Genomic DNA, 23,566 nt, shown 5'->3' with positions numbered 1-23,566 from the left:
AATGGATCGTTTTGTACTCAGATTAGATAATGCTAAAAAAGCTATCGATGATGCAGATTATATTGTTATTGGTGCAGGGGCAGGTTTGTCTGCTGCTGCAGGAATTGAATATTCAGGCAAACGTTTTACTGATAACTTTAAGGATTTCATTGATAAATATTCGATGACTGACATGTACTCTTCAGGATTTTATCCGTTTAAGACTTCCGAAGAAAAATGGGCATATTGGGCTCGACACATTGATATTAACAGGTTTCAGGTTGGAAAAACAGGGTTATATCAAAAATTATTAAAACTTGTTGAAAATAAGGATTATTTTATAATAACAACCAATGTTGAACATCAATTCTGGATTAACGGCTTTGAAGATGAAAGAATCTTTGCCACTCAGGGAGACTACGGGCTTTTTCAATGCAGTGAAGCATGTCATGATGAATTATACTATAATGAAGAACAGATTAAGAGCATGCTTGAAAATACCGTTGATTGCAAAATTCCTTCTGAATTGGTTCCGAAATGTCCTCGTTGCGGAGCTGAAATGGAAACTAATCTCAGAAAAGATAATCTCTTCGTTGAGGATGCTAATTGGCATGATGCAAATGGGAGATATAAAAACTTTTTAGATAATGTTGGGGATGCTAAAGTAGTATTTTTGGAATTAGGTGTAGGTTATAATACTCCTGTGATAATAAGATATCCTTTTGAACAGTGGACTTATGATAATGAAAATGCTACATTAATCAGATTAAACCGTGATTTTCCAGGTGCAATTAAGGAAAATGAATCTAAAACAATTAGTTTTGATGAAGATATGGATGAAATTTTTGATTATTGGCTTTCAAGAATTTTTTAATTCTTCCATTTCTTTTTTTAAAAAATCATAGATTGATTTTGACCCAATCAACTCTCCAGGGTCTTGCCAATGTGAAGGATATAAAATAAATGGTCTTGTTTGGCTTCCACCTAAACCTCCGTGACTGCCTATTAACTCTTCAAATGCACAGATTTCTTCAGTTTCAGGATTATAAAAACTATTTACAAGTATGTCTGGCATATGTTCAAAGTTATTATGTCTTTTTAAATGCATTGGAGCATTTTCACTGAAGTTTTCTAATGGATTTGCACCGACTATTTTATCGCTGTTTAAATAATAGATTCCGTCTGATCCAATCACCATAGGTCCGTTAGTATACGAATTGACTAAAACAAATCCTATTCCATCATGTTTTACAAGTCCTGGAATTAAATTTGGGAATAGGGAAATTATCTCTTCATAATATAATCGTTTCCTCCACTGGGTCAAATATATCAATCCCAGATTTCCTGACCCCAGAACGATTAAAGTTGAATTTTTTGCTTTTTTGGCACTATGTTCTTGACTTTCATGTTTTTGGATATAATCCAAATCGTTTTGATATTCCTTTCTGAAGTCTTCAAGACGTTCTATATTAATAAAGTCAGGCATCTTATCCTTTAAATCATCTATTTTATTAGAAAAGAAGTCAGTATCTTTAATATCATCAACCTTATCCATTAATGTTTCAATCTGTTTGTTTTCTGGAATAAAAGCATCTCTAAAGTGATCTGAAAGGTATTGGGTTTTATCATAGCTTTTCATATTTTCCGGCAGAAGTCTTCTTACATAATCTGCAAGATTAATTCCGTATTTTTGCTTAAAGGTCTCTCCATTCCCTTGACCATGATCAGATAAGATTACAATTTCATAATTTCGATCAGACGTCTTTTCAACTTTTTCAATTCTGTCAAACTGCAAATCGATTTGTTTTAATACATTCCAGACATCATCATCACGAATGCCTGAGTGATGGGCTACTTCATCATATCCGACATAACTGGCATATGCAGAGTTGATTTCTCCTTTAAGGATACTGGCGATTAATGTTTCCGTAGTTATTTCACGTAAAAGCACATTTGCGCCAGCTCTAATTGCAGCATAAATAAACGTTCTTCTAAGGCGGGGTTTTACATTTTTTATATAATGCATTATCTGAGATTTTATTTCAACAAATATTTCCCATAAGAACAATATAAAAACTCTTTGAAAAGTGTATGCCTCTAAAAAAACAACATATAATAATTTATTGTATGTATTGGTCAGTATTTCAAATCTTGATGAGGTTAAAATTGGGTCATCACTGTCTCCAGTAAACATGTTGGTTATACTAACTCCCTTATCGCATAACAATCCGTTTCCATTGGATATTCTTTTTTCTATTATTGGGGCATGTGCTAATTTTCCTGAAACCATTATTTTATTGTTATTTTCTTTTTCAACCCATCTGTAAGCTACAATATTCTCGTTATTTCCATGAAGTATTCCTGCCTGGCTTGCACCGGTTTGCGAAGATAAATCAGTTTCCCATTCTTTTAGAACATGTGTATTGTTTTCAATCCAGCGTTTAAGTGTGGGCATCATGCCTTTGTCAATTGCTTCTTTTAAAATGTCTATTGAAAGCCCATCTATTTCAAGAATTAATAAACCGGGATATGGATTTTTATCAAGAACTTTACTTTCTTTTTTAACATATTCGGATATTTTCTTGGTGTATGAATCATAATAGTCAATATTAGCAATTTTTGAAACAATTGTTGTTGCAATAGCCATCATTAGAGGTATAACAAATGATTCACCGGAGCCTGAAGAAACGCCTGGAATTAAGCATGTAATTCCATAAAAAATAGCTGAATTTATTACTTGTGCCCCAATTCCAAATGTATAAATAATGAATTTCATTAAAAAACGACTTATCACTGGCCAAATTAATATATTGGCTATACCAGTACCTATTACAATAAAAATTGCATTATACCAATTTCCCAATGTAAAATTATCTAATATCAAAGACATTCCAATAACAACTAAAATATTGGCTATGGCAATTATTATTGTCAGTATTGATGTTTTAATAATATTGGGTATGTTCATTTAAACTCCTGTAATTCCTATGTTTTTCCTTTTGTCTGTTTTTAGATAAAATAACGTTATTTCAGGTTTACAATTTATTCTAAGCCAAAATGAATTTGTTCCAAGACCTTTACTTGTGTATTGAACCATATTTTTTACTTTATACATGCCGACAGGGTATTTTATTGAATAAGAACATCTGAATGGGGTTGTTTTAACTCCTGGTATAACCAGCTGTCCTCCATGTGAATGGCCGGACATTTGCAGGTCAAATCTATTGGTTTCAGAGGATATTTTTGCAAAATCCGGTTCATGGGCAAGTAAAATGCTGGCACCATCATCTGGAAGTTTTTCAAGGACTTCATCTATATTATCCGCACCGACGGTACAGCTGTCGACGCCGGATATGTTGAGTGTTTCCCCATTCTTTTCAAGGGTATAAACGTCATTGCTTAAATCAACAATGTCTGAATCTTTTAAGATTTCTCTAATTTTTTCAGCATCCGCCCAATGGTCATGATTTCCTAAAACAGCAAATTTTCCATCTTTTGCTTTTAATCGTTTGAATGAGTCTAAAAGAGCATCCTCATAGCCTTCAAGAATATATGATACATAATCTCCAGTTAATGTAATCATATCAGGGTTTATGCTGTTGACGTAATCCACCACGCCGCTTAAATATTCCGGACTAATCCACTGCCCCAAATGTATATCTGTTAAATTTACTATCTTATAATTATGAAATTCAAATGGTAAATCTTTAATTGTAACATCCACATCAACCAAATCAAATAAATTCGGTTTGAATTTAGTATCTCCTCTTGTTTGTGTTAATAATGTTTGAAATCCTTGACGTACTCGCATTGCTGATGGTTTTTCATTTACCAATTTTTTCACCTTATTTTTTAAATAAGTTCGTGAAACTATTTATATTTTAAAAAGTATATAATTAATGTGATTATTATGCTTCAAATTGCAGTTTGTGGAAAACCAAATGTTGGAAAATCATCTTTTTTCAATTCAGCAACAGCATCTGCAGTTGAAATGGCAAACTATCCGTTTACAACAATCGATGCCAATAAGGCTGTTGCTCATGTAATTAAAGATTGCCCATGTAAAGAATTAGGTGTTACATGCAATCCTCACAATTCTATTTGTATTGATGGAAAGAGATTACTTCCAATTGAATTAATAGATGTTGCAGGTTTAGTTCCTGGAGCACATGAAGGAAAAGGATTAGGTAATAAGTTTTTAGACGATTTAATGCAAGCTAAAGTATTTATAAATGTTATTGATGCTTCCGGTTCAACAGATCTTGAAGGAAATCCTGTTGATGCAGGCTCACATGACCCATTAGAGGATTTAGACTTTTTAGAAAACGAAATTGTAATGTGGATGTACGGAATATTATCTAAAAATTGGGTAAGGCTTGTAAGAAAAGTCGGTGCAGAGCATCTTGATATTGCTAAAGTGCTATTTGACCAATTGTCCGGTACAGGAATAACTATTGAGGATATTATAGAAGCTAAAAGAACAGTCGAACCTGACTTCAATAAATGGGAAGAGGAAGACCTGATAGAACTTACTAGAAATATCCTGCACATTGCAAAACCGATGATGATTGTTGCAAATAAGGCAGACTTGCCAACTTCCAAAGCAAATATTGAAAGAATCAAGGAAAAGTATCCGAATGTAATTCCAACTTCTGCAAACTCTGAAATTGCACTTGTCAAGGCTAATGAATCAGGCCTTATCAGTTATGTTTCAGGTGATGACCACTTTGAAATATTAAAACCTGAAGAGTTATCAGAACCTCAAAAAAAGGCATTAGATTATATTCAAACCAATATTTTGGATGTTTATGGAAGTACTGGTGTTCAGGACGCTTTAAACTACGGCATTTTTGAACTGCTTGATAATATTGTTGTCTATCCTGTTCAGGATGAAAACAAATACACTGACCAGAAAGGCAATGTCCTTCCTGACGGATTCTTGGTTAAAAGAGGATCCACTCCACGTGAACTGGCTTACATTGTCCACACAGACATTGGGGATAAATTCATGCATGCAGTTGATGCAAGATCAAAAATGCGCGTCGCCAGTGATTATGAACTTAAAGACGGTGACATTATAAGTATTATTACACGCCAATAATACTTTCATTTCTTTTTTTAGATTTTCATGACAAGACCAGCATTAACAAAGGAATTAACGCCTGAAGAATTTAGGGACTATTATTTTTTAAAGGAAGAATTAAAGGAATTTTGCAGGCATGAAGGATTAAAGGTAAGTGGAAATAAGGGAGATTTGGAAAAAAGAATAATCCATTACTTATCGACAGGTGAATCTTTAAAAGAGGAAGATATTAAGCACAAGTCTCAAGAAATTCCTTCTGAAATCACTTTGGATTCAAAGTTAGGTGAAAACTTTCGGTTCAGCGAAGATAAAAGGGCATTTTTTAAAAATGAAATAGGCAATGGTTTCAAGTTCAAGGTTAAATTTCAAAAATGGGTAAAGGCAAATCCCGATAAAACTTACCGTGATGCGATAAATGCGTACTTCGTGATTCAAAATTCTAAGGAAAAGACAGAAATATCTAAACAATTTCAGTATAATCAATATATAAGAGATTTCTTTGATAATAATAATGATAAATCATTGGACGATGCAATAAAATGCTGGAAATACAAAAAAAGTTTGAAAGGACATAATCGTTATGAAGATAGTGATTTAAAGGCTTTAAGTGGTGAATAAATTGAAAAAAGTAAAGATAACAGTTATGAAAAAAGTTAGACATGATGACCTGATTGAAAAATATGAAAACCCTCTGGAACATGAATGTGATGTGGAATTAGGTGATGTTTTCATTGCCAATGGATGGAAAAAGCCGGATGATTTTTGCGATAGCGCATGGGAAACTCTTTCTCCATTCGTATTGGCTTTAGCTAATGGGGCCAGTGATTTTTATGACGGTTGGATGAAAAATAAAAAATCAGCAATGTTGTCATGCAATGACGGTTTTCGTCCGGTAAGTTTTTTGCTTGAAACAATGGATGAGGATGCAGATTAATTTTTAAAGAGATATTATGGTTAATTTATTTGATAAAAGTTTGGATTTTTTTAAAAGGGAAATAGTATTTTCCATTTCATTAATATTGGCTTTAATATCTTGTCTTTTCGTAAAACCAACTTTTAATTATTTTAATTATATCAATTGGGATACGATAATACTTCTTTTCGTTATAATGGTGATTGTCGAGATTCTTAAGAATCTGGCTGTTTTTGAGATTCTGGTTCGTAAATTATTGCCCAGGATAGGAAATGCCAGAGGTCTTGTTTTAGTCTTGGTTTTTATCTGCTTTTTTAGTTCAATATTTATAACAAATGATGTTTCTTTAATTATATTCGTGCCATTCACTATTTTGGCTTTAAAAAAAGTCGATAGAATTGATTTAACAATAATCACTGTATCCCTACAGACTATTGCCGCCAATGTCGGATGTATGATTCTTCCTATCGGAGCTCCACATAATATTGTGATGTATACGGTTTCAAACATTTCATTTGAATCATTTTTCTTTATATTATTGCCATATGTTCTTGTATCTTTGGTATTTTTAATAATGGCATTGTTTTTTATCCCGAAAGATGATATTGTCTTGCCAAAAATGAAAAAAATAGACGTTGATAGAAAAAATTTCTTTAAGCGTGTTTTTTTAGGTGTTGATTACTTTTTGCTTTTAACTTTCATTGCTCTTTTTATATTAATAGGCAATTTGGAAAACATTGCCTTTTTCAAGGAATTATTTAGCAAATGGATTGCAGGCAATGAAGTTCTTTGGGGTATTTTTGCTTCACAAATAATTTCCAATGTTCCAGCAGCAATTTTGCTCAGTGGTTTCAGCACTAACTATGAAGCCATTATTGTTGGAATTAACATTGGAGGTTTTGGAACTCTTATAGCCTCTATGGCAAATCTAATTTCCTATAAGATTCTCATACGTGAATACGCTGATTTTAAAATTAAATATTTGATAATATTCACTGTTTTGAATGTTATTTTGCTGATAATTCTATTTGGAATTTATACTCTAATCTAAATTTTTTGTAAATGAAAGATGAATGGAATTAAGGATTGATTCCATTAAAGAGGATGTTAAGGAATTCATCACTGTATTCATTTACTTCAACATTCGGATCTTTATTGTATACTTTCCACAGGACAACTGATTGGAAGGTTATACTGAAACACATAATGGCCAATATTCTTGGATTAACGTCTCTGATTTTACCCTTTTCATTTTGCAGTTTAAAGAATTCCTCCAATTTTCCTAAAATAAGATCGGTGATTCTTGAAAGTATAAGTTTTCTTTCAGGAATTTCTCGAACTTCTTCCATAGCTATTTTCATTATGCTGAAATCTTCATCTGAAAGTGCTGAGAGTTCATTGAAGTTGTTTTTTAGATATGCATCGATTTCTTCGTCTTCATCAAATTCGAATATCTTTTCAATTTTATCAAGAAATATTTGCATATGATGTTCTTTAACAGTTTCTATTAAATTTTTCTTATTTTTAAACTTTCTAAAAATTGTTATTTCATTTACTCCAGCTTCAGCAGCTATTTTTTTTGTTGTAGCTTTTTTAACGCCTTCTTTTTGAAGAATTCTAAATGTTGCATTTATGATTTTTTCTTCAGTTGTTGTATCGATATTCATATAATCACTTCATTATTTCAATAAATCAGCTTCTTTGTTTCCAATAAATACGCAGCAGTCAACACAGGGGGATTTGTCTTTTCCATAATCACTTATTTTGTCGCAGCGAACAGTGCCGTATTCTTCCTTAAACGTGTTAAAGAGTTCTTTTGCATTGGCTTTAATTTTCACTTCATCGTCAACCAAAAGTCCGTTTGCCATTAACGCACCGGTCAGTGCCCCACATGTTCCTTCGTCAAAGGTTCCGCCCATTCCTCCTGCAAATCCGCAGGCTAATTTACACATTTCACTTTGACTTATTGGATATTCTGCAGTTTCACATAAACCCATTAAAGTTGACTCTGAACAACTTTTAAAGGTTCTGTACTCCCTTATTTTTTCTTCCAATATTTTTTTGTCAAGTTCCATAAAACTCTACCCCATCTATAATATGTATTATATATTATAATTTTTAAATAATTAACCATATTAATTTTTTATTATAGGTGAAAATTATGCATCCGAGACCAAGTCCAATTGCAGCATCCCTTTATACATTGAGGGATATGAATGTTGATGTTATTATCATGCATGGTCCTAATGGCTGCTGTTTTAGAACAGGCAGGCTTTTAGAGAGTGATGGTGTCCGTGTTTTAACAACTGCAATGGCAGAAAACGATTTTATTTTAGGTGCTGGAGATAAATTGGAAGAAACTTTAATTAAGGCTTATGACATGTTCGAACCAGAATTGATGGGAGTTGTTGGAACATGTGCAAGTATGATTATTGGTGAAGATTTAAAAGAGGCAATAGCTAATGCTGATTTGGATTGCACTGTTATTCCGGTTGAATCCCATGGGGGTTCAGGTGAAGGAGACAATACCGTTGGAGCAATCATGGTTTTAGAATCAGCTGTTGAATGCGGTGTTATTCCTAGGGAGGAAGCAGACAGACAAATTGAAATGCTTGAAAAAGCGACTGAAGTAGAAAAAACTCGAGGTATGGCTCAGGGTAAATACATCAAGCCCAATTTCGGTGATTCAAAAGAAATTGTAGCAAAAGATATTGTTCAGGCTTTAAAAGATGATAAAAAAGTTGCATTTGTATTGAATGCTAAAAAAGAGACTGCTTATTTATTTGCAGATATTATTAATTTTGATTATGCTCAAATTAATCCTCAAAATAAACCAGTAATTGTCGCTAATTTGGATGAAAACATTGGTTTGGAAAGAATCAGAGGTCATGCAACGAATATCAAAAATGAACTCCCGATGGATATTGATTTCATTACTGGAGGATTGGATGAATATCCGATAACTGCCGACAATGCATACGATTATTTAAAAGATAGGGATTTGGATTTGATTGTTGTATTTGGTGTTCCCCATGCATTTCCTATCGAAAAAATGGATGTCAAATCTGTTGCAGTTACAGACGGACCTCGTTTGGTAGAGCCTTTGCGTGAACTGGGTTATGACAATGTTGTTGCTGAACTTGATGCACATTCCAAAACATTGGGAACAGATGAAATTGTTGATTCCGACTTTGGTTTAATGATTAGATCAGCTATTGACTGGATGGAATAATATGATAACGATAATTGATTATAAAAGCGGTAATTTAAAAAGCATTTCAAACGGATTTAAAAAAATCGGTGAGGATTTTCTAATAACTGATGACATAGAATTGATTAGTGATGCCAAACATCTTGTATTGCCTGGTGTTGGAGCCTTCGGTTCTGCAATGGAAAATCTGGAACCTTTCAGGGATGTCATATATGAGCATGTCAATGATGATAAGCCATTTTTGGGAGTCTGTTTAGGCCAGCAGGTATTGATGGGTAAAAGCGAAGAAAGTCCGAATGTTAACGGACTTAATTTATTCAAAGGACATTGTGAATACTTGCCCGAAGGAGTTAAAGTACCTCATATGGGATGGAATAAACTGAATGTGGTTAAGGATTCCCCAATTTTGGACGGCGTAGATGGGGAGTATTTTTACTTTGTACACTCTTATCATGTAATTCCCGAAGATGATGCAATAGTTGCGGGAGTTTGTGATTATGGAATTGATGTTGTCGCATCTTTAAGTCAGAATAACTTATTTTCAACACAGTTTCACCCGGAAAAGAGTGGAAAAGCCGGACTTAAGATTTTAAAAAATTTTGTTAATATTAAGGAGTAGTTAATATGGATATTGAAGGATTTGTTAGAGCAAGAATCGACGATTATACTTACGAAGATTTATCTGTACTTTTAGCTGAAAGAATAAAGGAATATAAGGATATTTCAGATGAAAATTCAATAAAAATGGCTGAAGCGGTAATAGATGAAGTTTCAACCACTTTAAAATTAAAAGAAAGTGATGATGAATTTTTAAAGGAAATAACTGAAATCACCAAATCCGGAGTTGGAATGGGTGAAATGGGTGTCGGTTCCCGTGGAGCGGGAGACTTTTTCGTCCACAGAAGAATTGCCGATATTGTGGCATCAACCAATACTGCATCTCTTGTAAATCCAACAGAACAGGATGACGGTGGAGTTGTACGTTCAAAAGCTAAAAATGATGATGTTTATATCACCACTGCCGTTGACGGTATTCATTCAAGATTAAGTGAATATCCCTTTTTAGGAGGTTTTCACGTTACAAGGGCAACTTTAAGGGATGTCTGTGTAATGGGAGCAGATCCTGTAGCTATTTTAAGTGATGTTCACCTGGCGGATGACGGTGATGTAGGTAAGATATTTGACTTTACTGCGGGTGTTGCTGCGGTTTCAGAGCTCGTCAATGTTCCTATTGTTGCCGGAAGTACTTTAAGAGTCGGTGGAGACATGGTTTTAGGTGACAGATTCGTTTCCGCAGTTGGAAGCGTAGGGGTTTCTGATTATCCTCCAACTGCACGTAAAGGCGCAACAAAAGGGGATGTTATTTTATTAACTGAAGGATCCGGCGGAGGAACCATTACAACAACAGCTATTTACAACGGCTTTTTCGATGTTGTATGGGATACGATGAACGTTAATTTTGTTCAGGCATCACAATCTCTTTTTGAAGCCGATTTGGTCAAAGACATTCATGCAATGACTGATGTAACCAATGGAGGTCTCAGGGGAGATGCACATGAAATATCCAATACCACTGGCGTAGGTTTGGAGTTCTATGAAAAGGATATTAGGAATATGGTCGCTCCGAATGTATTGAATATGCTCGAAACATTAAATATTGATCCTTTGGGAGTTTCTACTGATTCATTAATGCTTGTAGTGCCTGAAGATATTGCAGAAGATGTTAAAAAGACCGTATCTTCAGCTGGTGTTGACATCTCAGAAATCGGTCAGGTCACAGACAGCGGTGAACCAATCTTGATTAAGGAGGATTCATCTACAGAAAAACTTGTTCCTCTATTCAGAGAAGCTGCATACACAAAAATTAAAAAGTTAGTCGGTGATACCACGCCGGAGGACTTTGAATTAATGCAGGAAAAAGTCCAAAAAGCATGCGAAGATGCAATTGCTAAAAAGGATAAGGTTATAAAGTATATAAATAAAAATTAATTTTTTCGCACTTCCATATTTCTTAAATACTATGGAAGTAAATCTCTTTTTATGATTGATGAGAAAGGAAATTTATATATTGCAGATGCAATGATTGCATTGGGTATCCTATTCATAGCTATGTTGATGTTAAATTCCTTAGTTTCACTTCCAAATCCGACATATTCTGATATTTCACATGACTCCAAAAATGCTCAAGACATTATGGAGATTTTAAGTGGAAAAGTCGATTTTGAAGATAAGACTTTTTTAAACTACATTACACATATTTTAAAAGAGAATAAGAATTCAAAAAAATCAGTTCAGGAAGTATCTCAAATCTGTGATGATAAATTCGCTGAATTTAAGATTGATAATTATCGTTTCATCGAATCAAATCATTTGAATTCAAAGGTTTTAGCAAGTTCTGGTGATTTTACAAAAGCAGATAGTGTTTCTGTTGCTACACGCAATTTTGATGGTTATTCATATACATTGTATGTCTGGTAATGATTATAATTGTATGCAATAGACTAGCATTATACGTGTTTTGGTGGTGAATATGCCAGCCTTTGCATACCCAAATATGCACCATACTAGCAGAGAATTGGGTTTTGTGGTGGTGATTCCCCACCAGTACTAATGCACGTTAAAAATTTTATTCTTCAATATATATAATATTTCCCCTATTTTAAAAAAACATTAAATAGTATGAAAAACTTATATTATTGTGATATCTTATTTTGTCTCGCCCCGATGGTGTAGTTTGGATAACACATGGGACTGCGGATCCCATTCCCCGGGTTCAAATCCCGGTCGGGGCATTTTTATTTCTGTGATACTATGTTAAATGCTAATACTTATGTTACGAGTCAAGAAGGTATTGGTGGATCTATTAGAAACCAATACGAAGATTTTTATGTTGAAGAAATTCCTGAAATGCTTCCAACAGGCGAAGGTCCCAATGTTTGGATTTGGATTGAAAAGATTGGAAGGACAACTTTAGATGTTGTTTTAGACATTGCTCGTGACTTGCATATTGACAGAAAAAGAATGGGCTTTGCCGGAATGAAAGACAAAAAAGCCCTCACTCGTCAATGGATTTGCATTGCTAATATGGACTCAGAAGAACAATTCAAGCAAGTTGAAAACTTGGACATTTATAAAACTGATTTTTTAGAGATTACTCGTGGCCGTAAAAAGCTCAGAATGGGTCAGCTTAAAGGAAATAAATTCAGAATCCTTATCCGTGATTTGGATGACATTGAAAAAAGCGCCGATATTGCAAATGAGGTTCTAAAAGAACTTGAAGTTACGGGAGTTCCTAATTATTATGGCTGGCAGCGTTTCGGTAAACCTAGAACCAATACTCATTTGGTTGGGGAAGCTTTAGTTCAAAATGATTTGGCTGAAGCGGTTAGAAGATATGTTGGCAACCCTTCAGAAGAGGAAAGCTTGGAAAATCAAAAGGCAAGGCAGGCTTATGATGATGGGGATTTGGAAAAATCCTTGGAATTGATGGGTAAAGGAATGCGTTATGAGAAAATGATGGTTCGCCAATTAATTAAGGATTCTAAAAAAGGTGAATTGGATGATAAAGCATATATGAATGCTATTCATGCCCTTCCAAAGCCATTACAGAGGATGTTTGTCCATGCTTACCAATCCTATTTATTCAATGATGTTGTAAGCCGTCGTGTGGAGATGGGAATCAATAAATTCATTGAAGGAGACATCATTATAGATAACGGTGAACATATCATCCGAGACAAGACTCCAGAGGAATATCAGGAATTAATTGATAATTTTGAAGTTAATCCGACAGTTCCGTTATATGGTACTAAAGTTCCTTTTGCCGGTGGAGAAGTCGGTGAAATGGAAAAAAGCGTTTTGGAAAGTTATGGTCTTGAAAAAAGTGATTTTGAAGTTCCTAAAATGCCTCGTTTAGGAAGCCATGGTCTTAGACGATCCCTACGTTTCCAGGTATGGGATGCTTCTGCTAAAGCTACCGATGATGGTGTTTTGGCTGAATTTTCAATTAATAAGGGATCTTATGCAACAGCAGTATTGCGTGAAGTAATGAAAAAAGATGTTGTATAAATTTATTTTTTTTACAATATAACCTCTTTAAATCAATATTTATCTCAGAAAGTAATTTTCAAAAATTCAATTTTAAATACTTGTTTTAACATATTATTTCATAATGATTGAATGTAGAAATATTGCAAAAGGAAAAGGAAAAGGGGAATTGATTGTTAGTTCAGAGCCAATTAGTTTTTTAGGCGGAGTAAATCCAGAAAATGGGGTAGTGATAGACCCTAACCATGAATTAAAAGGTCAATCTATTAAAGATAAAGTTTTATTCATTCCTGGTGGTAAAGGTTCTACCGTTGGTTCTTATGTAATTTTTCAGATGATGAAAAATAATACTGCTCCTAAAGCTATAATTTGTCTTAATGCAGAACCTATTATAGCTACAGGTGCCATAATGTCTGATATTCCGATGGTCGATTCACCTTCAGAAACTGAAGATTTGGTTAACGGCGCTTTAGTTGAAGTGGACGGGGATAATGGAATTATTACAATTTTGTAAGTGATTTAAATGCAGACCCTAATTGAAAATGTGAATATTATCAACCCTAATGATGAGTTTAAAGACAAACAGAACATTTTGATTGAAGGCAAATACATTAAAGAGATTTCCTCATCAAAAATTAACACTAAAGAAAATGTTAAAATCATTGACGGTAAAAATAATTATGTTTTGCCGGGATTTATTGATTGTCATACTCATATTTTGGCCAAAGGATTCCATAAAGAGGAGAACATGGCTAATCCGTTAGCTATTCATTTTTATAATGGAGTTCCTCATGGAAAACAGACCATTAATGCAGGGGTTACAACAGTTAGAGATTGCGGATCTGCAGATTTGGGCGTTAAACTGGCACAGCAAAGAGGATTATTCACGGCTCCAAAATTGGAAATCTGTGTCACTCCATTGGTAATGACTGGCGGGCATTTTGATTTGATGATGCCTTCAGGTTTTGATATGGAAATAATGTATCCCGGATTTCCTAAAGGGAGATGTGACGGTAATTTTGAAGTTTTAAAGAAAACCCGTGAAGTCAAAAGGGCAGGTGCTGATTTTATAAAGGTAATGTGCAGTGGGGGTGTTTTAACTGCAAACACTTCTCCGGAATTTTCTCAATTCAGCATTGATGAACTTAAAACGATTGTTGGTGAAGCTAAAGTCACCAATTCAAAAGTTTCAGCTCACTGTCATAGTCTGGAGGGAATAAATAAATGTATTGATGCAGGATTTTCATCTATCGAGCACGGTACTTTTATCGATTCAAAAACATCCAAGAAAATGGCTGAAAATAATGTTACCTTGGTTCCTACATTGCTGGTACATCAGTATCTCTATGAAAACGGATTTCCGTCATGGGACACTTATGCTGATGAAAAGTTGGCTAAATTAAAAGAAATCGTTAAAGTTCACAAGGAAAATATTAAAACCGCTTACGAAGCGGGTGTAAATATCGTCATGGGAACTGACAGTGGTGTTATTCCTCATGGTCACAACTTAAAGGAACTGCTTAATCTGGTTGAGTTGGGCATGTCTCCAAAACAGGCCATCGCTTCAGCAACTACCAAGGCTGCAGAATTCATGGGGCGTGATGATATCGGATCTATTTTTGAAGGAAAATGCGCTGACATGATTTTCGTAGAAAAGAATCCGTTAATTGATATTGAAATGTTGACTGACCCAAATAATATTGTAAAGGTTATTCAGGATGGTAAAGAAGTTAAAAATCAATACGGAGTTATGTAGCGGGTGCGGGCTCTGCAAATCCGTATGTATCAGAAATAATATTGAAATTGATGAGACTGCATACGAATTGGAAAGCAACTGTTTTGATTGCGGTCACTGTATGGCGGTTTGTCCTGAAGGGGCAGTTACTCTTATTAAATATGAAAATCAATCCGATATGATTGAAGAATATGATGTCCGTAAAATTCCTGTTGATTATGATGATTTATTGCAGTTTTTAAAGCAAAGACGATCCATCCGCTGGTTTAAAAACAAGAAAATTGATAAAGAAACCTTTGAAAAGCTTTTCATGGGGGCTTATTATTCACCTTCGGCTCAAAACATGCAGGATGTGGAATTTATAGTTCTCGATGAAAAACTGGATGAGTTCATGGAATTGGTGTATGATATAATTAAAATTCAGGAAGATGAGTTTTTCAGAATTAAGGAATTTGGAGATTATTTAAAAGATAAATCCTCTAAAAAATTTCATCCATTGCTTTGGGAAGGTTCACAGCTTATTTTAACATTTTCAACCGATAAGACATGTGCAGTAATAGCTAATACTCGTCTGGAGTTATTGGCCTATTCTCTTGGTTTGGGAGGATTTTATTCTTTGTTTATTTTAAAGGCAGATGAGATTAATCATGACAAATTAATGGAATTTTTCCCTGAAATTGATAAATCCAAACATATGTACTCTTCTTTTGTAATTGGATATCCTAAAAAAAGATTTAGAAGAACTGTTCCCCATGATGAGATTAATATAAAATTTATGTAAACCTAAATTTTATTATATTGGTTTAATATAATATTTTTATAGATGTGATACTATGGCTAAACTTAAAGATATGGATGTGCCAATAGAAGGAATGCATTGTGCTTCTTGTGTTTTAAGTGTTAATAAGACATTTGAACGTGAAGAGGGGGTTGAAGCAGTTGATGCAGATTTGGCTTCAAATAAACTTCACATCACAGTCAATCCTAAAAAGATGACCTATGATGAAATGGATTCAATAGTCAGAAATTTAGGTTTTGAACTGCATTCCGATGAGGTAACCTTGAGGATTGATGGAATGCATTGTGCTTCATGTACAATGAATGTAGAAAACTTCTTAATACGTCTGGATGGTATTTTCGATGTTAAGGCAGATTTGACTTCAGGAACTGCCTTTGTCCGTTATGATAAAAGCAAAGTTAGCATTGATGATATGGAAGAGGTAATTAAAAATTTAGGCTTTGAACTTTTAGGAATTGATGGACAAACTGAAATTGATGAAGAAGAGCTTTACAGGCAGGATTTAAAAAGTAAAAGAAACCGTATCATCGTTGGGCTGTTTTTTTCAGCCATATTGATGATTTTGATGTATAGTATGTGGGATTCATTAATGGGACTAACGCATCAGCTGCATCAGAGTACGGGAATTGACATTTCCTCAATGGGATTGTTATCGCTACTCATAAGTATTTTTCCATTTTTATATGTTTCACTCCCGATTTTAAAAGCAGGAATCAATGGATTAATGCATAAGAACCTGAATATGGATGTGATGTATTCAATGGGTATAGTTGTGGCCTATGGATCAAGTATTTTGGGAACATTCGGCATTGTTTTGGACCATTCTTTCATGTTTTATGAATCTGCAGTTATGCTTCCTTCATTTTTAATGATTGGAAGATATCTCGAAGCTAAGGCTAAAAAGAAAACTTCAGATTCCATCCGTGAATTAATTGGACTTCAGCCAACTGTCGCCACATTGGTCGAAGTTGATGAAAACAATGAAGTGATATCTCAAAAAGAAGTTCAGATTGCTGAAATCAATTTGGAAGACAAGCTTCTGGTTAAACCTGGAGATAAAATACCTGTTGACGGAAAAGTTATCGGCGGAGAGTCATATGTTGATGAATCAATGATTAACGGTGAACCTATTCCTAAGGTTAAAAAGGATGGGGAAGAAGTGTTTGCTGGAACCATTAACCAGGACGGTGTATTAATCATATCTGCTTTAAAAATAGGTTCCGAAACAGTATTGTCAAACATCATTCGTTTGGTTGAAAAGGCACAGTCTTCAAGACCTCCTGTTCAGAAATTTGCAAATACGATTGTCACTTACTTTATTCCGGTTATTTTAACAATAGCCATTGTGGTATTCTGCATTTGGTATTTCCTATTGGGAGCAACATTATTGTTCTCTTTAACCTGTTTAATATCTATTTTGGTTGTTGCATGTCCTTGTGCATTGGGTTTGGCGACTCCGACGGCCGTTACTGTAGGTGTTGGAAGGGCAGCTGAATTCGGTATCTTAATTAAAAATGGGGATACTCTGGAAAATGCCGGACAAATTGACGTTGCGGCTTTTGATAAAACCGGAACTATCACTGAAGGAAAACCTGAAGTCGACGATATAATAACTTATGGCATTTCCGAAGATGAACTGATAACTCTTGCGGCTTCCGTTGAACAAAATTCAAACCATCCTATTGCAAAAGCCATTGTCAGAAAGGCTGACGGCCTGGAACTGTTAAATACGGTGGACTTTGAAAACGTTACAGGTAAAGGTATTAAGGCAAATATTGATGAAAAAACCGTACTTGCCGGAAACAGGGCATTAATGGAAAGTGAAGGTATTGAAATATCTGATGAAGTGTTATCTGCTTTCACTGAATTGGAAAATCAAAGCAAAACCATAATTCTTTTGGCGGTTGACATGTCTGTTCGTGGAATTTTAAGTTTATCCGATAAGGTCAAGCCAAATTCTAAAAGAACCATTGAAGAATTACATAAGATGGGCGTTGAAACATACATGTTAACGGGCGACAATGAAAGCACAGCACTATCTGTTGCAAAGGATGTTGGCATTGATAATGTCAGGGCAGGAATTTTACCTGAAAACAAACTTGATATTGTAAAGGATATCCAGTCAAATAATTCCAAAAAGGTATTGTTCACTGGAGACGGTATTAACGATGCGCCTGCATTAACTCAGGCTGATATTGGTGTTGCAATGGGTAACGGAACCGATATTGCAATGGAAAGCGGTGATGTTGTAGTGATGGAAGGGGATTTGGAAAATGTTGTGGCTGCAGTTCAGTTCTCCAAAAAGGTAATGCGAAGAATTAAGGAAAATATATTCTGGGCATTTGCATACAATACGATATTAATTCCCGTTGCTGCCGGAGTGTTATATCCTGGCTTTGGAATAATGTTTAAACCTGAACTGGCAGGTTTGGCAATGGCATTAAGTTCCGTTACAGTAATTTCATTGTCATTGTTGCTTAAACGTTATGTGCCACCTATAAAAAGAGTAAAAAATTAATCAATTCTTTTTTTAATTTTTTTGTTTCAAATTCAAATATCAATTTTTATATGGGATTTTCAATCAATACAATACTATATAATAATAAAATATTGGTGATATAATGGAATATGAAATAACTGGTGGATCATTTCCTACTGTGGTATGTACTCTACAAAGCGGAGAAACCATGAAAAATGAAACAGGTGCAATGGCATTCATGACAAAAGGCATGAAAATGGATACTAGTACTGGCGGTGGTCTTTTAAAAGGTATTGGAAGAGCATTATCTGGCGATACAATATTTTTGAATTTCTTCACTGCACAGGAAGACAACCAGCAAATTGGATTTTCATCATGCACTCCGGGTAAAATCATACCTGTAAGATTGGACGGGTCAAATACAATCATTGGTCAGAAAAATGCATTTTTGGCAGCAGAAGATAGTGTTGATGTTGACATATACTTCAGAAATAAGCTTGGAACCGGAATTTTTGGTGGAGAAGGATTCATTCTTCAGAAATTCTCAGGAAATGGTATAGTATTTTTAGAAATTGACGGCGAAGTAATTGAAAAGGACTTGGCACCTGGTGAGTCATTGCTTTTAGATCCAGGACATATTGCTGCAATGGAAGAAAGTGTTAGTTTCGACATTGAAAGAGTTAAGGGAGCTAAAAACATATTGTTTGGTGAAGGATTGTACTTTTCAAGAGTAACTGGTCCTGGAAAAGTATGGATACAAACCATGCCATTATCCAAACTGGCTCAATCTTTAATACCTTACTTGCCGGATTGTCCAAAAGATTAAGTTTATTTTTATAAACTTTTTTAACTTTTTTTTTAAAATTAGATATTAAATTAATTAAAAAACTGTTTTTTGATAAAAAAAGAAAAAAGAGGGTTTATTTATACTTCAGAGTATAATAAACCGATAGCTCTGTGGTAGAAGAATATTATGTAAACTAATGCAATACCGAATAAAATGTCTCCGATAAGATCGTTGAGTGAAGCAATAGCTGCGACAATTAATACGATGATAAATGCTATAACGAAAACAAGAGCAGCAACTGCAATAAGTTTAACGATACCTACTCTGGATATGTCTCCAATTGCTTCTCCAATAACTAAAGCAGCACCTAAATCATCAGTTTTTGCTAATCTACATTTAGCCATAAAGTTTGCTAAAGCAAATATGATAAATAAGATTATTGAAATTATACTAATTAACCAGTTTTTGAGGAAGAATCCTAAAACAAAAACGATGATTACTGGGACAAGGTAATAAACAATATCGACAACAATTAATTTAAAAGCATTTGAAATTTGTCTTTCAAATTCAATTCCTGGGCTGTCTGTTCTTCTTTCAATACCATATTTAATAATGTCTAAAGCATAGCCTTCAACTAAAAATAGTATAATTATGAAAACAATTAATCCGATAACTCCCATTCCTGTAAAAGCACCACTGGCTAATCCGGTTGATTTTAAACCAACAATAATGCTGACTGCAGTACTTCCTCCGATAATTGCGGCAACTATTCCTAAAATCAGGAATAATATTAATGAAGGAATATTATGTAATGGGTATTCTAACGCATCACTTATGATTTCTATTATATTCATATAATTTTCACCTTTTAAAATTTTATTAACTCTATGAGTTACTATTAAGTATATTATTAGTGTTATATAAATTTAATCCAATTAATCTAATTAATTTGCGATTAAGATTTTATTTTATTTCTTTTTGTTTAATGGGTTAATATTAATATGTTATATCTAATTTCTAAAATAAAAATTCATATATTTTACTTTTTACATGGATTAATCGTGTTTTATTGGTTTTAAAAAAATTCAAAAGAAGTTATCCTGTATGAGGTGTTTTCTCAAAAAAAATAAAAAAGAAATCAAATGATTTCTTATTCAAGTTCAACTTTCAATTTTCCGATTTTTGGAGCAAGGAAATTGTAAAATGCAGCAACTAGTAATGATGCGATAAACACGATAAAAAATCCGAGTAAAACGTCTATCAATGCATTAAATATTTGAACTCCACTGATTATCAAAACTATTGCTATAATAATATTTAAAATGAGACTAATAGCACCCATAGCTATTGCAAAATTTACGGGAGGTAATAAATCAAGCTGTGTAAACCCGTTTGCTTCTGATAATTTTACAAGTATTCCTCTTTCACTGTTGGCTAAAACATTGTAAATGTAGACTCCAAGTAATGTAAACACTGAAACAATGATTGTAGAACCGATTATTCCAACTGCAATACTTATCGGATTGGATATTACAAACATTAACTGATAAACAAATGTTGCAACATCAGTTTGTGAAGCATACATCAATAATGTCATTAATGAACTTATAAACAATGGAATAATTAGGGACAGTGCCAAATAGATTACAAGAATCAATATTAAAGTTATTACACCAAAAATCAATCCGGTCTCTTTTGCTGAAACCTGTTTAATATAATCTCCTTCAATATCCAGTTTAATAAATCCTAATTTTTTGGACAGCACATTATATAAATATCCCTGTGAGAAATATAGGAAAATACTGCATATCATGGTTCCAAAAACAATTGTGGGAATTATATACATCATAACTCCGATACTGTTTGGAACGCTTGCTGCAAATATTCCTACGATAATTATGGATATTAAAATTGAAATTAATGTGGCTATTCCTGTTGATATTATGGTATATGATGCAATATCAATAGATTTTAGTTCTTTTGTTGCCATGTTATCACTTAAAACCAAGTTTTGGAGTCTTCCAATAGTTCATCAATGATAATTTCTATTGAACCGGTGTAAGTGTGAGGATCCATAATCTTTTCGACGTCTTCTTCAGTCAAGTATTTTTGAACTTCACTGTCTTCTAGGATGAGTTCGCCGAGCAATAATTTTTCCTTATTTGCTTTAATGGCATTTTTTCTTACAATTCCATATGCGGTTTGTTTTCCCATTCCTGCTCTTGTAAGTTCGGCCATTAATCTTTCAGCCATGATTAAACCGTTTGTAAAGTTTAAGTTTCTTTCAATATTTTCATCATAGAATACTAAATTGCTCATTAATTTAATTGTTAAGTTTAAGATGTAGTCTGTTAAAATACAGCTTTCCGGAAACATTATTCTTTCACAGGAAGAGTTTGTCAAGTCCCTTTCGTGCCATAGTGGGTTGTTGTCAAGGGCTGCATTGACGTATGATTTTACAATTCTTGCAACACCACAGATTCTCTCAGCAGTTATCGGATTCATTTTATGTGGCATTGTACTGCTTCCGACCTGTTTTTCAGGATCGAAGTATTCTCCAACTTCCATTATTTCTGTTCTTTGAAGGCTTCTGATTTCTAAAGCTATTTTATCCAATGTTGAAGCGATGTTTGCCAATGTTGAAATGAATTCTACGTGATTGTCTCTTTGAACAACCTGGTTTGTAATTTTTGCAGCAGGTAAATCAAGGATGCGTGCAACGGTTTTGTGGATTTTCCATCCGTCTGTTCCTAATGCTGCAGTTGTTCCAACTGCTCCGTCCATCATTGCAACACAAACGTTTGCCCTTGCATGTTCCAGTCTGTCGTATTGTCTGTGAAGTTCATCTGCCCATAGAGCAAATTTCATTCCGTAGGTTGTTGGAAGTGCATGCTGTCCGTGTGTACGTCCAATACAAACTTTCATTTTATTTTCACTGGCCAAGTCAAGCATTATTTTGGTTAATCTTTCTAATTTTTCTTCCAAAACATCAATTGAGTCACGGATAAGTAATGAGTTTGAACTGTCTACGATATCATTGGATGTTGCACCGAAGTGAACATATTCTCCAGCACCATTTTCACAAACTTCAGTAATTCCTTTTGATAATGCTGCAATATCGTGGTTGGTCTCAGCTTCTATAGCTTTAACTCTTTCTAATTTAACGTAATCTGTATTGGCTTTCCTTGCGATTTCATCAGCCACTTCCTGAGGGATTATTCCTAATTCTCCTTCTGCCTGTGCAAGTGCTGATTCAATGTCTAACATTCTCTGTAATTTATTTTCTTCTTCCCAAATCTTTTTCATTTCGGGAGTACCATACCTAAATTCAATTGGGTGTATAGCCATTTTTTATCATCTCATTAATTTATTATATACTAATATATTTTGAAAGGTCTATTATAATAGTTTAATGTATCATATAATTAAATTCAAATTTCAACAATGTTTACTTTTTTTAAATTTTTTTTCGATTGTCACTATCAAATTTAATATTCTGTAATAATATTTATATACATATCAAAAATATATTATATTAAAGGTTAACATTTAGTTGTTAATGGATACAATGGGTGATAATTTGGAAACAAAAATTCGTGAATTTCGCCATTTAAAAGGCTTAACTCAACAGGAATTGGCCGATGAGGCCGGAGTCACTCGTCAAACCATTAATGCTTTGGAAAATGCTAGATATAATCCTTCTTTATTATTGGCCTATCGAATTACAAAAATATTGGGTCAGGAAAGTATTGAAGATGTTTTTATTATAGATGGGGGCAATGAAGAATGATTTTAGATTTATATAAAGATTCTTTTGAATTTGCATCAAAAAAGATTACTATTCTTCTGATACTGGGAGTTTTATCTCTTTTCAGCATTTTAATAATTCCATTAATCTTTGTTTATGGATATGGTTATAGGGTTATTAAAATGTCTACTCAAAGCATGATTAATGGAGAAGATGAGCCTCCGGAATTTGGCGAATTTAAAAAGATGTTTATCGATGGTTTAAGATATATTGTAGTTTATTTGGCTTATTTGATTATTCCGTTTATTATTATAGCTATTTCAGCAATGAATGGATCAGTTAATTGGATATTGCTAATAATAGGCATCATTTTGATGATAATTTGTATGTTGGTTGCTTATTTGGCTGTACCTAATATGGCTGCAAATGATGATTCTATATCTGCGGCATTTGCATTTTCAGATATAATTGATATCATGGGTTCAATCGGATATCTCAGATTCATTTTAACTTATATTGGGATAGCATTGATTTCGCTGGCAATTGTTTTTGTAGCAACATTGGTAATTAGTTTCATTTTCGGCATATTGGGTGTTGCAACATTAAGCATTTCTGGAAGCGGTGTCGGTGTGGTCAGTTTAATTGGAACTATTATTTTTAACTTTGTGATGTTCTTTTTAGTAGCTCCTTATATATCATTGTTCAAAGACCGTTGTCAAGGATTAATTTATACAATAGGAAGTTAATTATTTTTTACTTCCATCTTATTATTTTTTATATTAATA

General features: G+C 33.8%; 24 protein-coding genes and 1 tRNA gene. 18 read left to right on the top strand and 7 right to left on the bottom strand.

From position 1 onward, the window contains the following. Position 1 precedes the first annotated feature (1 nt). A complete protein-coding gene (locus ACKI44_RS01085; RefSeq protein WP_407420862.1) occupies positions 2 to 853 on the top strand; it encodes a Sir2 silent information regulator family NAD-dependent deacetylase in 852 nt (283 codons plus the stop codon). Here ACKI44_RS01085 and ACKI44_RS01080 read toward each other — a convergent pair. Both ACKI44_RS01080 and ACKI44_RS01075 read right to left on the bottom strand, forming a co-directional pair. Further along, positions 839 to 2,947 carry an alkaline phosphatase family protein gene (locus tag ACKI44_RS01080; protein WP_407420861.1) on the bottom strand — a complete coding sequence of 703 codons (2,109 nt, stop codon included), beginning with the start codon at positions 2,945 to 2,947 and terminating at the stop codon, positions 839 to 841. The genes ACKI44_RS01085 and ACKI44_RS01080 overlap by 15 nt on opposite strands. After that, positions 2,948 to 3,790: a metallophosphoesterase gene (locus ACKI44_RS01075; RefSeq protein WP_407420879.1), complete on the bottom strand. Its 843-nt coding sequence runs from the start codon at positions 3,788 to 3,790 to the stop codon at positions 2,948 to 2,950. It abuts the gene before it with no gap. A 99-nt stretch (positions 3,791 to 3,889) separates the two neighbouring features. On the opposite strand from ACKI44_RS01075, the gene ACKI44_RS01070 reads away from it, so the two are divergent. The 4 genes from ACKI44_RS01070 to ACKI44_RS01055 are packed head-to-tail and all read left to right on the top strand — an operon-like array spanning position 3,890 to position 7,026. Beyond that, complete coding sequence (locus tag ACKI44_RS01070) at positions 3,890 to 5,080, top strand: redox-regulated ATPase YchF (RefSeq protein WP_407420860.1); 1,191 nt, start codon at positions 3,890 to 3,892, stop codon at positions 5,078 to 5,080. A 27-nt stretch (positions 5,081 to 5,107) separates the two neighbouring features. Further along, complete coding sequence (locus ACKI44_RS01065) at positions 5,108 to 5,680, top strand: DUF6434 domain-containing protein (RefSeq protein WP_407420859.1); 573 nt, start codon at positions 5,108 to 5,110, stop codon at positions 5,678 to 5,680. 1 nt (position 5,681) lies between these two features. Further along, a complete protein-coding gene (locus tag ACKI44_RS01060) occupies positions 5,682 to 5,996 on the top strand; it encodes a TIGR04076 family protein (protein ID WP_303736870.1) in 315 nt (104 codons plus the stop codon). 16 nt (positions 5,997 to 6,012) lie between these two features. Then, positions 6,013 to 7,026 carry an SLC13 family permease gene (locus tag ACKI44_RS01055; RefSeq protein ID WP_407420858.1) on the top strand — a complete coding sequence of 338 codons (1,014 nt, stop codon included), beginning with the start codon at positions 6,013 to 6,015 and terminating at the stop codon, positions 7,024 to 7,026. Between the two features lie 28 nt (positions 7,027 to 7,054). On the opposite strand, the gene ACKI44_RS01050 is transcribed toward ACKI44_RS01055, so the two are convergent. Continuing rightward, the gene (locus ACKI44_RS01050) at positions 7,055 to 7,642 is read right to left on the bottom strand and encodes a TetR/AcrR family transcriptional regulator (RefSeq protein WP_407420857.1); all 588 of its coding nucleotides are present in this window, start codon (positions 7,640 to 7,642) and stop codon (positions 7,055 to 7,057) included. 12 nt (positions 7,643 to 7,654) lie between these two features. After that, the gene (locus ACKI44_RS01045) at positions 7,655 to 8,050 is read right to left on the bottom strand and encodes a C-GCAxxG-C-C family protein (protein WP_407420856.1); all 396 of its coding nucleotides are present in this window, start codon (positions 8,048 to 8,050) and stop codon (positions 7,655 to 7,657) included. Positions 8,051 to 8,136: 86 nt separating this feature from the next. On the opposite strand from ACKI44_RS01045, the gene cfbD reads away from it, so the two are divergent. The 11 genes from cfbD to ACKI44_RS00990 all read left to right on the top strand — a co-directional run bounded on the left by cfbD (position 8,137) and on the right by ACKI44_RS00990 (position 19,072). Further along, complete coding sequence (gene cfbD, locus ACKI44_RS01040) at positions 8,137 to 9,207, top strand: Ni-sirohydrochlorin a,c-diamide reductive cyclase catalytic subunit (protein WP_407420855.1); 1,071 nt, start codon at positions 8,137 to 8,139, stop codon at positions 9,205 to 9,207. Between the two features lies 1 nt (position 9,208). Continuing rightward, positions 9,209 to 9,805 carry an imidazole glycerol phosphate synthase subunit HisH gene (gene hisH, locus ACKI44_RS01035; RefSeq protein WP_407420854.1) on the top strand — a complete coding sequence of 199 codons (597 nt, stop codon included), beginning with the start codon at positions 9,209 to 9,211 and terminating at the stop codon, positions 9,803 to 9,805. A gap of 5 nt (positions 9,806 to 9,810) precedes the next feature. Continuing rightward, positions 9,811 to 11,175 carry an AIR synthase-related protein gene (locus tag ACKI44_RS01030; RefSeq protein WP_407420853.1) on the top strand — a complete coding sequence of 455 codons (1,365 nt, stop codon included), beginning with the start codon at positions 9,811 to 9,813 and terminating at the stop codon, positions 11,173 to 11,175. Positions 11,176 to 11,226: 51 nt separating this feature from the next. Continuing rightward, entirely contained in the window at positions 11,227 to 11,664 is a 438-nt protein-coding gene (locus ACKI44_RS01025) for a hypothetical protein (RefSeq protein WP_407420852.1), read from the top strand. A gap of 240 nt (positions 11,665 to 11,904) precedes the next feature. Further along, positions 11,905 to 11,978 (top strand) — tRNA-Arg (locus ACKI44_RS01020). Positions 11,979 to 11,997: 19 nt separating this feature from the next. Continuing rightward, positions 11,998 to 13,254: a tRNA pseudouridine(13) synthase TruD gene (gene truD, locus ACKI44_RS01015; protein ID WP_407420851.1), complete on the top strand. Its 1,257-nt coding sequence runs from the start codon at positions 11,998 to 12,000 to the stop codon at positions 13,252 to 13,254. 103 nt (positions 13,255 to 13,357) lie between these two features. Further along, complete coding sequence (locus tag ACKI44_RS01010; protein WP_407420850.1) at positions 13,358 to 13,747, top strand: DUF126 domain-containing protein; 390 nt, start codon at positions 13,358 to 13,360, stop codon at positions 13,745 to 13,747. 9 nt (positions 13,748 to 13,756) lie between these two features. Beyond that, positions 13,757 to 14,989, top strand: coding sequence for an amidohydrolase family protein (locus ACKI44_RS01005; protein ID WP_407420849.1), 1,233 nt, complete (start codon positions 13,757 to 13,759; stop codon positions 14,987 to 14,989). Next, positions 14,952 to 15,749, top strand: coding sequence for a nitroreductase family protein (locus ACKI44_RS01000; protein ID WP_407420848.1), 798 nt, complete (start codon positions 14,952 to 14,954; stop codon positions 15,747 to 15,749). The genes ACKI44_RS01005 and ACKI44_RS01000 overlap by 38 nt, the downstream gene beginning before the upstream one ends. A gap of 52 nt (positions 15,750 to 15,801) precedes the next feature. After that, entirely contained in the window at positions 15,802 to 18,285 is a 2,484-nt protein-coding gene (locus ACKI44_RS00995) for a heavy metal translocating P-type ATPase (RefSeq protein ID WP_407420847.1), read from the top strand. Between the two features lie 103 nt (positions 18,286 to 18,388). Next, positions 18,389 to 19,072 carry a TIGR00266 family protein gene (locus ACKI44_RS00990; RefSeq protein ID WP_407420846.1) on the top strand — a complete coding sequence of 228 codons (684 nt, stop codon included), beginning with the start codon at positions 18,389 to 18,391 and terminating at the stop codon, positions 19,070 to 19,072. 98 nt (positions 19,073 to 19,170) lie between these two features. Here ACKI44_RS00990 and ACKI44_RS00985 read toward each other — a convergent pair whose 3' ends face one another. The 3 genes from ACKI44_RS00985 to purB all read right to left on the bottom strand — a co-directional run bounded on the left by ACKI44_RS00985 (position 19,171) and on the right by purB (position 22,381). After that, a complete protein-coding gene (locus ACKI44_RS00985) occupies positions 19,171 to 19,887 on the bottom strand; it encodes a DUF4013 domain-containing protein (RefSeq protein ID WP_407420845.1) in 717 nt (238 codons plus the stop codon). Between the two features lie 296 nt (positions 19,888 to 20,183). Continuing rightward, a complete protein-coding gene (locus tag ACKI44_RS00980; RefSeq protein WP_407420844.1) occupies positions 20,184 to 21,023 on the bottom strand; it encodes a hypothetical protein in 840 nt (279 codons plus the stop codon). Positions 21,024 to 21,031: 8 nt separating this feature from the next. Continuing rightward, positions 21,032 to 22,381 carry an adenylosuccinate lyase gene (gene purB / locus ACKI44_RS00975; RefSeq protein WP_407420843.1) on the bottom strand — a complete coding sequence of 450 codons (1,350 nt, stop codon included), beginning with the start codon at positions 22,379 to 22,381 and terminating at the stop codon, positions 21,032 to 21,034. Positions 22,382 to 22,613: 232 nt separating this feature from the next. Here purB and ACKI44_RS00970 point away from each other — a divergent pair, with 232 nt between their 5' ends. Continuing rightward, positions 22,614 to 22,823, top strand: a complete 210-nt coding sequence (locus tag ACKI44_RS00970; RefSeq protein ID WP_407420878.1) for a helix-turn-helix transcriptional regulator — start codon at positions 22,614 to 22,616, stop codon at positions 22,821 to 22,823. Beyond that, positions 22,820 to 23,527 carry a DUF4013 domain-containing protein gene (locus ACKI44_RS00965; protein ID WP_407420842.1) on the top strand — a complete coding sequence of 236 codons (708 nt, stop codon included), beginning with the start codon at positions 22,820 to 22,822 and terminating at the stop codon, positions 23,525 to 23,527. The genes ACKI44_RS00970 and ACKI44_RS00965 overlap by 4 nt, the downstream gene beginning before the upstream one ends. The last annotated feature ends 39 nt before the right edge of the window (positions 23,528 to 23,566 follow it).

Origin of the sequence: Methanobrevibacter sp., assembly GCF_045646205.1 — an archaeon.
Lineage (GTDB): Archaea > Methanobacteriota > Methanobacteria > Methanobacteriales > Methanobacteriaceae > Methanocatella.
Note: the sequence above shows the minus strand (reverse complement) of the source record. Positions and strands in the feature narration are given on the sequence as shown.